The sequence below is a fragment of the Micromonospora sp. NBRC 110037 genome, assembly GCF_001652995.1.
GTDB classification, from domain to species: Bacteria; Actinomycetota; Actinomycetes; order Mycobacteriales; family Micromonosporaceae; genus Micromonospora; species Micromonospora chalcea.
Genome location: NZ_BBVA01000003.1, coordinates 121,856 through 134,943, shown reverse-complemented (window position 1 = coordinate 134,943; position 13,088 = coordinate 121,856). Strand labels below are relative to the sequence as shown.

The window sequence follows — 13,088 nt, the reverse complement described above, 5'->3', positions numbered from 1 at the left end:
AGATGCTGATGCCGCGCAAGCCCCCGAAGGGCTTCCGCAAGCCGCACCACCCGGACCGCAGCGGCGCGTCCAAGGGTGGTAACCGGGTGGTGTTCGGCGAGTTCGGGATCCAGGCTCTCGAGCCGGCGTACGTGACCAACCGCCAGATCGAGTCGGCGCGTATCGCGATGACCCGTCACATCAAGCGTGGCGGCAAGGTCTGGATCACGATCTTCCCGGACCAGGCCCTCACCAAGAAGCCGGCCGAGACCCGGATGGGTTCCGGTAAGGGTTCGCCCGAGTGGTGGGTCGCCAACGTGAAGCCGGGGCGGGTTCTCTTCGAGATGTCCTTCCCCAACGAGCAGATCGCGCGAGAGGCGATGCGTCGCGCGATCCACAAGCTCCCGATGAAGTGCCGCATTGTTACGCGCGAAGTGGGTGAATCCTGATGGCAGCGGGCGTCAAGCCCTCCGAGCTGCGTGAGCTCTCCGAGGAGGAGCTGGTCACGAAGTTGCGCGAGGCTAAGGCGGAGCTGTTCAACCTCCGCGTGCAGGCCGCAACCGGGCAGCTGGACAACAACCGGCGGCTGCAGGTCATCCGTCGGGAGATCGCCCGGATCTACACGATCATGCGTGAGCGTGAGCTGGGTCTCTCGGCCGCGCCGACTGAGGTGACTGCATCATGAGTGAGAACACCACCGCCCCCGCGCGGGCCCGCCGCAAGGTTCGCGAGGGCCTCGTGGTCAGCGACAAGATGGACAAGACCGTCGTGGTCGAGGTCGAGGACCGCGTCAAGCACGCGCTGTACGGCAAGATCATGCGCCGGACGAGCAAGCTGAAGGTGCACGACGAGCAGAACTCGGCCGGCATCGGCGACCGGGTCCTGATCATGGAGACCCGGCCGCTGTCCGCCACCAAGCGCTGGCGGCTCGTGGAGATCCTCGAGAAGGCCAAGTAGCGAAGGCTCGAGCTCGGCCGGGTCTCGGTCGGGCGCAGGTTCCGCCAGGCTCCGGCCGCCCCGAGCGGCCGGAGAACCGGCAGACATAGGAGATAGACGTGATTCAGCAGGAGTCGCGACTGCGCGTCGCCGACAACACGGGTGCCCGGGAGATCCTGTGCATCCGGGTGCTCGGCGGCTCCGGTCGGCGCTACGCGAGCATCGGCGACGTCATCGTGGCGACCGTCAAGGACGCGATCCCCGGTGCCGGTGTGAAGAAGGGCGACGTCGTCAAGGCTGTCGTCGTTCGGACCGCCAAGGAGAAGCGGCGGCCGGACGGGTCGTACATCCGCTTCGACGAGAACGCCGCCGTCATCATCAAGGACGGTGGGGACCCGCGCGGTACCCGTATCTTCGGCCCGGTCGGCCGGGAGCTGCGGGACAAGCGGTTCATGAAGATCATCTCTCTCGCGCCGGAGGTGTTGTGACCGTGAAGGTCAAGAAGGGCGACACGGTCGTCGTCATCGCCGGCAAGGACAAGGGTGCCAAGGGCAAGGTCATCGCGGCCTACCCGCGGCAGGACAAGGTCCTGGTCGAGGGCGTGAACCGGGTCAAGAAGCACACCCGTATCAGCACCACCCAGCGTGGCGCCAAGACCGGTGGCATCGTCACCCAGGAGGCCCCGATCCACGTCTCGAACGTGATGGTCCTGGACTCCGACGGCAAGCCGACCCGCGTCGGCTACCGGATCGACGACAACGGCCAGAAGGTCCGCATCGCGCGTAGCACCGGTAAGGACCTCTGATGACCACGGCTACCGAAACCAAGACCCTGCCGCGCCTCAAGGAGCGGTACCGCAACGAGGTGGTGGCCGAGCTGCAGAAGCAGTTCGAGTTCGCCAACCCGATGCAGGTGCCGCGGCTGGTCAAGATCGTCGTCAACATGGGTGTCGGCGAGGCTGCTCGCGACGCCAAGCTGATCGACGGGGCCGTTCGCGACCTGGCCACCATCACCGGCCAGAAGCCGCAGGTCCGGCGGGCCACCAAGTCCATCGCGCAGTTCAAGCTCCGCGAGGGCATGCCGATCGGCGCGAAGGTCACCCTCCGCGGCGACCGGATGTGGGAGTTCCTGGACCGGCTGCTCTCGATCGCGCTGCCGCGTATCCGCGACTTCCGCGGCCTGGACGGGCGCAAGCTCGACGGGCACGGCAACTACACGTTCGGCCTGACCGAGCAGTCGGTGTTCCACGAGATCGATCAGGACAAGATCGATCGCCAGCGGGGCATGGACATCACGGTGGTCACGACCGCCACGACCGACGACGAGGGCCGGGCGCTGCTCAAGCTCCTGGGCTTCCCGTTCAAGGAGAACTGAGATGGCCAAGAAGGCGCTGATCCTCAAGGCGGCCGCGAAGCCGAAGTTCTCGGTTCGCGCGTACACCCGCTGCCAGCGGTGCGGGCGTCCGAAGGCGGTCTACCGCAAGTTCGGTCTCTGCCGGGTGTGCATCCGGGAGATGGCCCACCGCGGTGAGCTGCCCGGCGTGTCCAAGGCTTCCTGGTAATAGCCCGGCGCGCTCCGGCGCGTCAGCTGAACTGTCTCTTCGCCGTAGGCCCCGGGCCTGGCCCGGGGAACCCCGGCGAGAAAGGTTGACGAGTTTTCATGACGATGACCGACCCGATCGCAGACATGCTCACGCGTCTGCGTAACGCCAACCAGGCGTACCACGACCGGGTGACGATGCCCTACTCGAAGATCAAGGCGAACATCGCCGAGGTCCTCAAGGCCGAGGGTTACATCGCCACCTGGTCGGTCGAGGAGCCCGAGGAGGGCGCCGTCGGCAAGCGACTGGTCGTCGAGCTGAAGTACGGCCAGAACCGCGAGCGGAGCCTGGCCGGCATCAAGCGCGTGTCCAAGCCCGGTCTCCGGGTGTACGCCAAGTCGGACGGGCTCCCGCGGGTGCTCGGCGGGCTGGGCGTGGCGATCATTTCGACGTCCCAGGGGCTGCTCACCGACCGGCAGGCCCGCAAGCGGAGCGTTGGCGGGGAAGTCCTCGCCTTCGTCTGGTAACGGGAGACAGGTAGAAATGTCGCGTATTGGACGTAAGTCGATCCCGGTGCCTGCCGGCGTCGACATCACGATCGACGGCCGGACCGTCAAGGTCAAGGGCCCCAAGGGCGAACTGAGCCACGTGCTGGCCGAGCCGATCACGGCGGAGCGGGGCGAGGACGGCGAGCTGCACGTCAACCGGCCCAACGACGAGCGCAAGGCCAAGGAGCTGCACGGCCTGAGCCGGACGCTGGTGGCCAACATGATCGTCGGCGTGACCGAGGGCTACCGCAAGAGCCTGGAGATCGCCGGCACCGGTTACCGCGTGACCGCCAAGGGCAAGGACCTGGAGTTCGCGCTCGGGTTCTCGCACCCGGTCCTCGTGCCGGCGCCGGAGGGCATCACCTTCACGGTCGAGAAGCCGACGCTGTTCCACGTGGCCGGCATCGACAAGCAGCAGGTCGGTGAGGTCGCCGCCAACATCCGGAAGATCCGCCCGCCGGAGCCCTACAAGGGCAAGGGCGTGAAGTACCAGGGCGAGGTCATCCGCCGCAAGGCTGGTAAGGCGGGCAAGAAGTGACCGCGGCCATCAACACCCGGGCGAGGTCGTCCGCCGGCCGTGAGGCCGTGAGAAAGGCAGGTAAGAAGTGAGCGCCACGCTGCTCAAGCGCCGCCGCGGCGTCGCCGCCAAGCGTGCCGTCGGGCGTGCGCGTCGGCACTTCCGGGTCCGCAAGAACGTCAGCGGCACCGCCGAGCGTCCCCGCCTCGTCGTCACCCGCTCCCTGCGGCACATGGTGGCCCAGGTCGTGGACGACACCAAGGGTCACACCCTGGCGTCGGCCTCGACCATGGACGCCTCGCTGCGCGGCGCCGAGGGCGACAAGAGCGCCCTGGCCGGCAAGGTCGGCGCCCTGCTCGCCGAGCGCGCCAAGGCCGCCGGCGTCTCGAAGGTCGTCTTCGACCGCGGTGGCAACCGGTACGCGGGGCGTGTCGCCGCGCTTGCCGACGCCGCCCGCGAAGCCGGGCTCGAGTTCTAGAAACCCCGTCACGAGAGAGAAGGAAGGCTGCTGATGCCAGGTCAACAGCGCCGTGGCGGCGGGTCCGGTGGCAACGAGGGTGGTCGCCGCGACAACCGCCGTGAGGGCGGCCGCGGAAACGCGCCCGTCGAGAAGACCCCGCACCTCGAGCGGGTCGTCGCGATCAACCGCGTCGCCAAGGTCGTGAAGGGTGGTCGTCGCTTCAGCTTCACCGCCCTGGTGATCGTGGGCGACGGCGACGGCACCGTCGGTGTGGGCTACGGAAAGGCCAAGGAGGTGCCCGCGGCGATCGCCAAGGGTGTCGAGGAGGCCAAGAAGCACTTCTTCAAGGTGCCGCGGATCGGTCAGTCGATCCCGCACCCGGTCACGGGCGAGGACGCGGCCGGTGTGGTGCTGCTCAAGCCGGCCTCCGCCGGTACGGGTGTCATCGCCGGTGGTCCGGTGCGTGCCGTGCTGGAGTGCGCGGGCATCCACGACGTGCTCTCCAAGAGCCTCGGCTCGTCCAACCCGATCAACATCGTGCACGCCACGGTGGCGGCCCTGAAGGGGCTCGAGTCCCCGGAGCAGGTCGCGGCCCGTCGTGGTCTGCCGGTCGAGGACGTCGCGCCGGCCGCCATGCTGGCGTCGCGGGCGGGGGTGGCGTCCTGATGGCACGCCTGAAGGTCACCCAGGTCCGGTCCGAGATCGGGACCAAGAAGAACCAGCGTGACTCGCTGCGTTCGCTCGGTCTCAAGCGGATCAACGACGTGGTGGTCAAGGAGGACCGGCCGGAGATCCGCGGCATGATCTTCACGGTCAACCACCTCGTGAAGGTCGAGGAGGTCGAGTAATGACGATCAAGGTGCACCACCTGCGTCCGGCTCCGGGTGCCAAGACCGACAAGACCCGCGTGGGTCGCGGTGAGGGCTCGAAGGGCAAGACCGCCGGTCGCGGTACCAAGGGTTCGAAGGCCCGGAAGAACATCTCGCCGGCGTTCGAGGGTGGGCAGATGCCCATCCACATGCGCCTGCCGAAGATGAAGGGCTTCAAGAACAAGTTCAAGGTCGTGTTCCAGGTGGTCAACCTGGACCGGCTGGCCGAGCTGTTCCCGAACGGCGGCCAGGTCGGCCCGGTCGAGCTGGTCGAGGCCGGCGCGGTCCGCAAGGGTCACCCGGTCAAGGTGCTCGGCACCGGCGACCTCGGTGGCGTGTCTCTCCAGGTCTCGGCGCACGCGTTCAGCGCGTCGGCCAAGGAGAAGATCACCGCCGCCGGTGGCTCGGTCACCGAGCTGTAAGGCGATGTTCATGGCGCCCGCTCAGTTGTTCGCAACTGGGCGGGCGCCATGGTCTACCGGCCACGTGTGCGCCGGGTAACATCGGATTCGTTTTATGTAGCCGGGCACATCTGCCCGGAGGGGGATCGGACTGTTAGAGTCCGTTCCCAGCCATGGAATCCGGGCACGCCGCCCGGCCACACCACCCCGCCCCGCCAGGATTCGTCACCGGCGGCCCGCGTCGCGCAGGAGGAAGAAGTTGCTGTCCGCCTTTCTCAGTGCGTTCCGTACGCCTGACCTGCGCAAGAAGCTGCTGTTCACAGTAGGCATCATCGCGGTCTACCGGCTGGGCGCCACGATGCCCAGCCCAGGCGTCTCGTACGGCAACGTGCAGAAGTGTCTCGACACCATCCAGGGTGGCAGCACCGGCGTGCTCAACCTGCTGGATCTCTTCTCCGGTGGCGCGCTGCTCCAGCTCTCGGTCTTCGCGCTGGGCATCATGCCCTACATCACCGCGTCGATCATCCTGCAGCTGCTGACGGTGGTGATCCCGCGCCTGGAGCAGCTCCGCAAGGAGGGCCAGGCCGGGCAGGCCAAGATCACGCAGTACACCCGCTACCTGACGCTGGGTCTGGGCGTTCTGCAGGCCTCGGCGTTCGTGGCGCTGGCCCGCTCCGGGCAGCTGTTCAACAACCAGTGCGACCAGTTCCCGATCGTGCCCCGCGGCACCGGCATCCCGGACTGGCTGACGCTGACGATCCTGGTCATGACCATGACCGCCGGCACCGGCGTGGTGATGTGGCTCGGCGAGCTGATCACCGACCGGGGCGTCGGCAACGGCATGTCCGTGCTGATCTTCACCTCGATCGCGGCCCGGCTCCCCAGTGAGGGCTGGAAGATCAAGACCACCAAGGGCTGGGGGATGTTCCTCCTCGTCATCGCCCTGGTGCTGGTGGTCATCACCGCTGTCACGTTCATCGAGCAGGCGCAGCGCCGCATCCCGGTGCAGTACGCCAAGCGCATGATCGGCCGGCGGATGTACGGCGGCACCTCGACCTACATTCCGCTGAAGGTGAACCAGGCCGGCGTCATCCCGGTCATCTTCGCCTCGTCGCTGCTCTACCTGCCGCAGCTCGCGCTCCAGTTCTTCGATCAGAACGACCCGGGCAAGGTCCAGGCGTGGATCCAGAACCACATCGTGAAGGCGAGCGCGCCGGAGCACATCGCGATCTACTTCCTGCTGATCATCTTCTTCACGTACTTCTACGTGTCGATCACGTTCAACCCGACCGAGGTCGCGGACAACATGAAGAAGTACGGCGGCTTCGTGCCGGGTATCCGCCCCGGCAAGCCGACCGCCGAGTACCTCGACTTCATCCTCAGCCGGATCACCCTGCCGGGCGCGCTCTACCTGGGCATCGTCGCGATCCTGCCGAACTTCTTCTTCATCTGGCTGGACAACCAGCAGTTCCAGAACTTCCCGTTCGGCGGCACCGCTGTGCTGATCATGGTTGGCGTCGGTCTGGAGACCGTGAAGCAGATCGAAAGCCAACTCATGCAGCGGAACTACGAAGGGTTCCTGCGGTAGATGCGACTCGTTCTGGTTGGCCCGCCGGGCGCGGGCAAAGGCACACAGGCGGAGTTCATCGCCGCTCACCTCTCGGTGCCGAAGATCTCGACCGGTGACATCTTCCGGGCGAACGTCTCCCAGGGCACGCCCCTGGGAGTCGAGGCCAAGCGGTACATGGACGCCGGCAAGCTGGTCCCGGACGAGGTCACCATCAACATGGTGCGTGACCGGCTCGCCGAGCCGGACGCGAGCGAGGGCTTCCTGCTCGACGGCTTCCCGCGGACCACGCCGCAGGCCGCCGCGCTGGACAAGCTCCTCGCCGACCTCGGCACCGCGCTGGACCTGGTCCTGGAACTGGTCGTCGACGACGACGAGGTGATCCGGCGGCTGTCCGGCCGGCGCACCTGCCGGGGCTGCGGCAAGATCTGGCACGTCGAGTTCGACGCGACCAGCCGGGAGGGCATCTGCGACCGCTGCGGCGCGGAGCTGTTCCAGCGGGACGACGACAAGCCGGAGACCATCGCCGCCCGGCTGCGCGAGTACGCCGAGAAGACCGCGCCGCTGGTCGACTACTACGGCGCCCAGGGCAAGCTGGTCGGCATCGACGCGACCGGTCCGGTGGAGGACGTCACCGTCCGCGCCATCGACGCGCTGCGCTCGTACGGCGGCTGAGGTCCCACCCGCCACCCGGCGGATAGAGTGCGAACAGCGGGGTACGTGCGACGTGCCCCGCTGCTCCGCGTACGCGCGACGAAAGGTAACCACCACCATGCGCCGTCACCAGCTGGACATCCAGCTGAAGACCCCCGAGCAGATCGAGCTGATGCGGGCCGCCGGTCTGGTCGTCGCCCGTGCCCTGCGCCGGATGCGGGAAGCGGTGGCGCCGGGCGTGTCGACGGCAGACCTGGACGCGATCGCCGAGTCGACGATCCGCGAGGCCGGCGCGGTGCCGTCCTTCAAGGGCTACCACGGCTTCCCGGCGTCGATCTGCTCCTCGGTCAACCAGCAGGTGGTGCACGCCATCCCGTCGCCGCAGCAGGTGCTGCGCGAGGGTGACCTGATCTCGATCGACTGCGGCGCGGTGCTGGACGGCTGGCACGGCGACGCGGCCGTCACGGTGCCGGTCGGCGAGGTCGACCCGGCGCTGCTGAGGATGACGGCGGTGGCCGAGGACGCGATGTGGGCCGGGATCGCGGCGGCGGCGCGCGGGGCGGCCTCGGGCAAGGGCCGGCTCACCGACATCTCCCACGCGGTCGAGAGCGCGGTCCGCAAGGGCGGCCGGTACGGCATCGTCGACGGCTACGGCGGTCACGGCATCGGCACCGAGATGCACCAGGACCCGCACGTGCTCAACCACGGGCGCCCCGGCAAGGGGCCGCGTCTGGTGCCGGGCCTGGCGCTCGCCATCGAGCCGATGATCACCATGGGTTCGCCGCGTACGGTCGAGCTGGCCGACGGCTGGACCGTGGTGACCCGGGACGGCTCCATGGCGGTGCACGTGGAGCACTCGATGGCGCTGCTGGACGACGGCGTGTGGGTGCTGACCGCCGAGGACGGCGGACGGGGGCGCCTGGGCGAACTGGTGACCGCCCGGCAGACGTCTGTCGACTCTCCGGCGGTCTGAGCGGGCGCACGCCCGTCCCGGGCGCCGTGCTGCGGGCCTGGCGGCCGGATGACATGCTTGCTCCCATGGATGAGCGCAACCGGATGCGGGCGGCCGACGCGGACCGGGAGGCCACCGCGGATCGTCTCCGGGCGGCGCTGAACGAGGGCCGGCTCGACCTGAACGAGTACGACGAGCGGCTGCGCCGGGCGTACGGGGCGAAGACCTACGGCGAGCTGGACGAGCTGCTGACCGACCTGCCCGGTTCCCGGCCGGCGGAGACTTCGCTGCCGGCTCCGCGCACGGCCGGGAAGAGCCCGGCGGTTGATCGGGACCAGGCGGCCGTGAGCACGCGCAGCGTCTGGCTGCTGGGGGTGTGGGGGCCCTGGCTGAAGGTGGCCCTGATCCTCACCGCGATCTGGTTCGTCTCCCAACTGGGTGAGGGCGAGTTCGACGACTACTGGCCGATCTGGGTGCTCGGCCCGTGGGGCGCCGTGGTGCTCTACCAGACGATCCAGGGGCTGGCGCACGGCGCGCCGGAGAAGGACGCGGAGCGCCGGCGGCGCAAGCAGGTCGAGCGGGAGGCGCGCCGCCGGGCGAAGCGGGAGCTGCCGGAGACGTGAGCTGTGTCATATTCACGCCCTGCGGGTGACGGTCCCGCCGGTCGGTTTGGCGAGCGCGCGCGGGTCGGCGTACACTTTCAGATCGGCGCACAGCGTCCACTCCGCCATGCCCACCCTGCGCTTCGGTGGGAGTCGGAGCCGCGGCTGGCGCGGGTTTCCTGATCTTGGTCAGTTCTCCCGTGTAAGACGTTGTGGGCCGTCCGGAGTAACCGACGTCAGGACAGCGGAGGACATGCCGAAAAAAGACGGAGCCATCGAGATCGAGGGTCGGGTCATCGAGCCCCTGCCGAACGCCATGTTCCGGGTGGAGCTCGCGAACGGTCACAAGGTGCTGGCTCACATCAGCGGCAAGATGCGGCAGCACTACATCCGCATCCTGCCGGAGGACCGGGTCGTCGTCGAACTCTCGCCGTACGACCTGACCCGCGGGCGCATCGTCTACCGCTACAAGTAAGCCTGACGGCGGCCGGGACGTTCCCGTGTCCGTCTTCGACGTCCGGGTCGCGCTGCGTCGCGCCTCCGGGCCAGATGGGAAGTAAGGCAACCGTGAAGGTCAAGCCGAGCGTCAAGAGGATCTGCAACAAGTGCCGGGTGATCCGCCGGCACGGCCGGGTCATGGTCATCTGCACCGACCCGCGCCACAAGCAGCGCCAGGGCTGACGCCCCACACATCACCAACTCGTCCCAGCCGCGGTCGGGCGCGCAGCGCGTACCCCCTCGTGGTTGACCCCCGGTCGGAGGCCGGGGCCCGCTCGGGCAGCGACCCGTCCCGGTCGCCGGCGTTCGTCGCCGGAAGGACAGGGAGGGTCGGGTAGCGGGGTGGGACGGGTCCACACCTCCGCCACAACATCACGAGGAGTACGCCCGCACATGGCACGTCTAGTCGGCGTGGATCTCCCCCGCGAGAAGCGGATGGAGATCGCGCTCACCTACATCTTCGGGGTCGGTCGCACCCGCGCCCTGGAGACGCTCGCCGCGACCGGCATCTCGCCGGACAAGCGCGTTCGGGACCTCACGGACGAGGAGCTCGTCGAGCTCCGGAACCACATCGAGGGCAACTACAAGGTTGAAGGCGACCTGCGCCGCGAGGTCGCCGCTGACATCCGCCGCAAGGTCGAGATCGGCTGCTACGCCGGTATCCGGCACCGCCGCGGTCTGCCCGTGCGTGGCCAGCGCACGAAGACCAACGCGCGGACCCGGAAGGGCCCGAAGCGGACCGTGGCCGGCAAGAAGAAGCCCGGCAAGAAGTAACTAGGAGCGCACAGACTTATGCCACCGAAGGCTCGTGCCGGAGCCGCCGTCAAGAAGGTCCGGCGCAAGGAACGCAAGAACGTCGCCCACGGGCAGGCGCACATCAAGAGCACCTTCAACAACACCATCGTGTCCATCACGGACCCGACCGGTGCGGTCATCTCCTGGGCCTCCTCCGGCCAGGTCGGCTTCAAGGGCTCCCGCAAGTCGACTCCGTTCGCCGCGCAGCTCGCCGCCGAGGCCGCCGCGCGCCGCGCGATGGAGCACGGCATGCGCAAGGTCGACGTGTTCGTCAAGGGCCCCGGCTCCGGCCGGGAGACCGCCATCCGTTCGCTGCAGGCAGTGGGCCTCGAGGTCGGGCAGATCTCCGACGTCACGCCGCAGCCGCACAACGGGTGCCGTCCGCCGAAGCGTCGCCGGGTCTGAGAGGTTAGAGAGAGATGGCTCGTTACACCGGTGCTGACTGCCGCCGTTGCCGGCGGGAGAAGATGAAGCTGTTCCTCAAGGGCAGCAAGTGCGATGGCCCGAAGTGCCCGTTCGAGTCCCGGCCGTTCCCGCCCGGGCAGCACGGCCGCGGCCGCACGAAGGAGACGGAGTACCTGCTCCAGCTTCGTGAGAAGCAGAAGGCCCGTCGTGTCTACGGCGTGCTGGAGAAGCAGTTCCGCGGCTACTACGAAGAGGCCGTGAGCAAGGAGGCCAAGACCGGCGAGGTCCTGCTGCAGATCCTCGAGTCGCGGCTGGACAACGTGGTCTACCGGGCCGGCTATGCCAAGTCCCGGGACATGGCCCGCCAGCTGGTCAAGCACGGCCACTTCACGGTGAACGGCAAGAAGGTCGACATCCCGTCGTACCGCGTCAAGGAGCACGACATCGTCGAGGTGCGTGCCAAGAGCAAGGAGCTCACCCCGTTCCTCGTGGCGCAGGGTGAGGCCGGCTCGCGGACCGTTCCGGCGTGGCTGGAGGCGATCCCGAGCCAGCTGAAGATCCTCGTGCACTCGCTCCCGGCCCGCCAGGTGATCGACACCCAGGTCCAGGAGCAGCTGATCGTCGAGCTCTACTCCAAGTAAGGGCTCGTTGCGGTGGCCCGTCCTCCGGGGCGGGCCACCGGAACAGTTGTGTCGTGGGCGTCAAATAGCGGGCGCCCCGGAAGAGAAGAGAAAAGATGCTCATCAGCCAGCGACCGTCTCTCTCCGAAGAGTCGATCAACGAGACCCGCTCCCGGTTCACCATCGAGCCGCTGGAGCCCGGCTTCGGCTACACGCTGGGCAACTCGCTGCGGCGTACGCTGCTGTCCTCCATCCCCGGTGCGGCGGTCACCTCGATCAAGATCGACGGTGTGCTGCACGAGTTCACCACGATCCCCGGGGTCAAGGAGGACGTGGTCGAGCTCGTCATGAACATCAAGGAGCTGTGCGTCAGCTCCGAGCACGACGAGCCGGTCAGCATGTACCTGCGCAAGCAGGGCCCGGGCGACGTGACCGCCGGTGACATCCAGCCCCCGGCCGGTGTCTCGGTGCACAACCCGGACCTGAAGCTCGCCACCCTCAACGGCAAGGGCCGGCTCGACATGGAGCTGACCGTCGAGCGGGGTCGCGGCTACGTCACCGCGGCGCAGAACAAGCAGGCGGGCGCCGAGATCGGCCGGATCCCGGTCGACTCGATCTACTCGCCGGTGCTCAAGGTGACGTACCGGGTCGAGGCGACCCGTGTCGAGCAGCGGACCGACTTCGACCGGCTGATCATCGACGTCGAGACCAAGCCGTCGATGGGCCCGCGTACCGCGCTGGCCTCGGCCGGCTCGACGCTGGTGGAGCTGTTCGGGCTCGCCCGTGAGCTGGACGAGACCGCTGAGGGCATCGACATCGGGCCGTCCCCGCAGGACGCCCAGCTGGCGGCCGACCTGGCCCTGCCGATCGAGGAGCTGGACCTGACCGTCCGCTCCTACAACTGCCTCAAGCGCGAGGGCATCAACTCCGTTGGTGAGCTCATCGGGCGTACCGAGGCCGACCTCCTCGACATCCGCAACTTCGGCCAGAAGTCGATCGACGAGGTCAAGATGAAGCTCGCCGGGATGGGCCTGGGGCTGAAGGACTCGGCTCCGAACTTCGACCCGGCGCACGTCGTGGACGCCTTCGGTGAGGCGGACTACGACACCGACGACTACCGCGAGACCGAGCAGCTCTAGTCCGCGCTGCCGCCACACCTGAGGAGCACCAAGCATGCCCACGCCCACCAAGGGCCCCCGCCTCGGCGGCAGCCCCGCGCACGAGCGGCTGATGCTGGCCAACCTGGCCACCGCGCTGTTCCAGCACGGCAAGATCCAGACCACCGAGACGAAGGCCCGGCGGCTGCGTCCGCTGGCCGAGCAGCTCATCACCAAGGCCAAGCGCGGCGACCTCGCCTCGCGTCGCCGGGTGCTGGGCGTCGTCAAGGACAAGGACGTGGTCTACGCCCTGTTCGACCAGATCGCGCCCCGGTACGCCAACCGCAACGGTGGCTACACCCGGATCGTGAAGACCGGTCCGCGCAAGGGTGACGCCGCTCCGATGGCGATCATCGAGCTGGTGGAGGAGCTTCAGGTCGCCGAGCCGAAGGCGAACAAGAAGACCGCCGCCCGCAAGGCCGCGCAGCAGGACAAGGTCGAGGCCCTGGCCCCGGCCGAGGAGAAGCCGCGCTCCAGCGAGGGAGACCAGGACGCCGAGGCCCCGGTCTCCGCGTCGGGTGACACCGCCGCCGCCCGCGAGGACAGCGACGAGGCCACCGAGAACGACAAGGCCTGAGATCAGGCTCG

General features: G+C 68.3%; 24 protein-coding genes. All 24 read left to right on the top strand.

What is annotated here, in order from left to right:
• The first annotated feature begins 2 nt into the window (after window positions 1–2).
• The 24 genes from rplP to rplQ all read left to right on the top strand — a co-directional run bounded on the left by rplP (window position 3) and on the right by rplQ (window position 13,077).
• A complete protein-coding gene (gene rplP, locus A4R25_RS10595; protein ID WP_007465292.1) occupies window positions 3–428 on the top strand; it encodes a 50S ribosomal protein L16 in 426 nt (141 codons plus the stop codon).
• Window positions 428–664 (top strand): 50S ribosomal protein L29, encoded by a 237-nt coding sequence (gene rpmC, locus A4R25_RS10590; protein WP_013288628.1) that lies wholly within the window; start codon window positions 428–430, stop codon window positions 662–664. The genes rplP and rpmC overlap by 1 nt, the downstream gene beginning before the upstream one ends.
• Window positions 661–936: a 30S ribosomal protein S17 gene (rpsQ, locus tag A4R25_RS10585; protein WP_030501606.1), complete on the top strand. Its 276-nt coding sequence runs from the start codon at window positions 661–663 to the stop codon at window positions 934–936. Before rpmC ends, rpsQ begins: the two co-directional genes overlap by 4 nt.
• 98 nt (window positions 937–1,034) lie before the next feature.
• Window positions 1,035–1,403, top strand: a complete 369-nt coding sequence (rplN, locus tag A4R25_RS10580; RefSeq protein ID WP_007073026.1) for a 50S ribosomal protein L14 — start codon at window positions 1,035–1,037, stop codon at window positions 1,401–1,403.
• Complete coding sequence (gene rplX / locus A4R25_RS10575; protein WP_013288626.1) at window positions 1,400–1,720, top strand: 50S ribosomal protein L24; 321 nt, start codon at window positions 1,400–1,402, stop codon at window positions 1,718–1,720. Before rplN ends, rplX begins: the two co-directional genes overlap by 4 nt.
• Window positions 1,720–2,289: a 50S ribosomal protein L5 gene (gene rplE, locus A4R25_RS10570; RefSeq protein ID WP_018784556.1), complete on the top strand. Its 570-nt coding sequence runs from the start codon at window positions 1,720–1,722 to the stop codon at window positions 2,287–2,289. Before rplX ends, rplE begins: the two co-directional genes overlap by 1 nt.
• 1 nt (window position 2,290) lies before the next feature.
• Window positions 2,291–2,476 (top strand): type Z 30S ribosomal protein S14, encoded by a 186-nt coding sequence (locus A4R25_RS10565; RefSeq protein WP_007073023.1) that lies wholly within the window; start codon window positions 2,291–2,293, stop codon window positions 2,474–2,476.
• 98 nt (window positions 2,477–2,574) lie between these two features.
• Window positions 2,575–2,982: a 30S ribosomal protein S8 gene (rpsH, locus tag A4R25_RS10560; RefSeq protein WP_013288624.1), complete on the top strand. Its 408-nt coding sequence runs from the start codon at window positions 2,575–2,577 to the stop codon at window positions 2,980–2,982.
• A gap of 16 nt (window positions 2,983–2,998) precedes the next feature.
• Window positions 2,999–3,541, top strand: coding sequence for a 50S ribosomal protein L6 (gene rplF / locus A4R25_RS10555; protein WP_013288623.1), 543 nt, complete (start codon window positions 2,999–3,001; stop codon window positions 3,539–3,541).
• A gap of 67 nt (window positions 3,542–3,608) precedes the next feature.
• Window positions 3,609–3,998: a 50S ribosomal protein L18 gene (gene rplR, locus A4R25_RS10550; RefSeq protein WP_030501605.1), complete on the top strand. Its 390-nt coding sequence runs from the start codon at window positions 3,609–3,611 to the stop codon at window positions 3,996–3,998.
• Between the two features lie 33 nt (window positions 3,999–4,031).
• A complete protein-coding gene (gene rpsE / locus A4R25_RS10545) occupies window positions 4,032–4,646 on the top strand; it encodes a 30S ribosomal protein S5 (protein ID WP_013288621.1) in 615 nt (204 codons plus the stop codon).
• The gene (gene rpmD / locus A4R25_RS10540) at window positions 4,646–4,828 is read left to right on the top strand and encodes a 50S ribosomal protein L30 (protein WP_013473693.1); all 183 of its coding nucleotides are present in this window, start codon (window positions 4,646–4,648) and stop codon (window positions 4,826–4,828) included. Before rpsE ends, rpmD begins: the two co-directional genes overlap by 1 nt.
• Window positions 4,828–5,271 carry a 50S ribosomal protein L15 gene (gene rplO, locus A4R25_RS10535; RefSeq protein WP_018784561.1) on the top strand — a complete coding sequence of 148 codons (444 nt, stop codon included), beginning with the start codon at window positions 4,828–4,830 and terminating at the stop codon, window positions 5,269–5,271. The genes rpmD and rplO overlap by 1 nt, the downstream gene beginning before the upstream one ends.
• A 238-nt stretch (window positions 5,272–5,509) precedes the next feature.
• Window positions 5,510–6,838 (top strand): preprotein translocase subunit SecY, encoded by a 1,329-nt coding sequence (gene secY / locus A4R25_RS10530; protein WP_043328244.1) that lies wholly within the window; start codon window positions 5,510–5,512, stop codon window positions 6,836–6,838.
• Window positions 6,839–7,492: an adenylate kinase gene (locus A4R25_RS10525; protein ID WP_030501603.1), complete on the top strand. Its 654-nt coding sequence runs from the start codon at window positions 6,839–6,841 to the stop codon at window positions 7,490–7,492.
• A 97-nt stretch (window positions 7,493–7,589) separates the two neighbouring features.
• Window positions 7,590–8,444, top strand: a complete 855-nt coding sequence (map, locus tag A4R25_RS10520) for a type I methionyl aminopeptidase (RefSeq protein WP_064446617.1) — start codon at window positions 7,590–7,592, stop codon at window positions 8,442–8,444.
• A gap of 83 nt (window positions 8,445–8,527) precedes the next feature.
• The gene (locus A4R25_RS10515; protein ID WP_043330929.1) at window positions 8,528–9,046 is read left to right on the top strand and encodes a DUF1707 domain-containing protein; all 519 of its coding nucleotides are present in this window, start codon (window positions 8,528–8,530) and stop codon (window positions 9,044–9,046) included.
• Between the two features lie 232 nt (window positions 9,047–9,278).
• Window positions 9,279–9,500, top strand: a complete 222-nt coding sequence (gene infA, locus A4R25_RS10510; protein WP_007073013.1) for a translation initiation factor IF-1 — start codon at window positions 9,279–9,281, stop codon at window positions 9,498–9,500.
• Between the two features lie 92 nt (window positions 9,501–9,592).
• Window positions 9,593–9,706 (top strand): 50S ribosomal protein L36, encoded by a 114-nt coding sequence (gene rpmJ, locus A4R25_RS10505; protein ID WP_012184307.1) that lies wholly within the window; start codon window positions 9,593–9,595, stop codon window positions 9,704–9,706.
• Between the two features lie 210 nt (window positions 9,707–9,916).
• Window positions 9,917–10,297, top strand: a complete 381-nt coding sequence (gene rpsM, locus A4R25_RS10500) for a 30S ribosomal protein S13 (RefSeq protein ID WP_013288614.1) — start codon at window positions 9,917–9,919, stop codon at window positions 10,295–10,297.
• 18 nt (window positions 10,298–10,315) lie between these two features.
• Window positions 10,316–10,723 (top strand): 30S ribosomal protein S11, encoded by a 408-nt coding sequence (gene rpsK, locus A4R25_RS10495; RefSeq protein ID WP_013288613.1) that lies wholly within the window; start codon window positions 10,316–10,318, stop codon window positions 10,721–10,723.
• Between the two features lie 14 nt (window positions 10,724–10,737).
• Window positions 10,738–11,364, top strand: a complete 627-nt coding sequence (gene rpsD, locus A4R25_RS10490) for a 30S ribosomal protein S4 (RefSeq protein WP_018784565.1) — start codon at window positions 10,738–10,740, stop codon at window positions 11,362–11,364.
• Window positions 11,365–11,459: 95 nt separating this feature from the next.
• Entirely contained in the window at window positions 11,460–12,482 is a 1,023-nt protein-coding gene (locus tag A4R25_RS10485) for a DNA-directed RNA polymerase subunit alpha (protein ID WP_007073009.1), read from the top strand.
• Window positions 12,483–12,516: 34 nt separating this feature from the next.
• The gene (gene rplQ, locus A4R25_RS10480; protein ID WP_030501600.1) at window positions 12,517–13,077 is read left to right on the top strand and encodes a 50S ribosomal protein L17; all 561 of its coding nucleotides are present in this window, start codon (window positions 12,517–12,519) and stop codon (window positions 13,075–13,077) included.
• Window positions 13,078–13,088 lie beyond the last annotated feature (11 nt).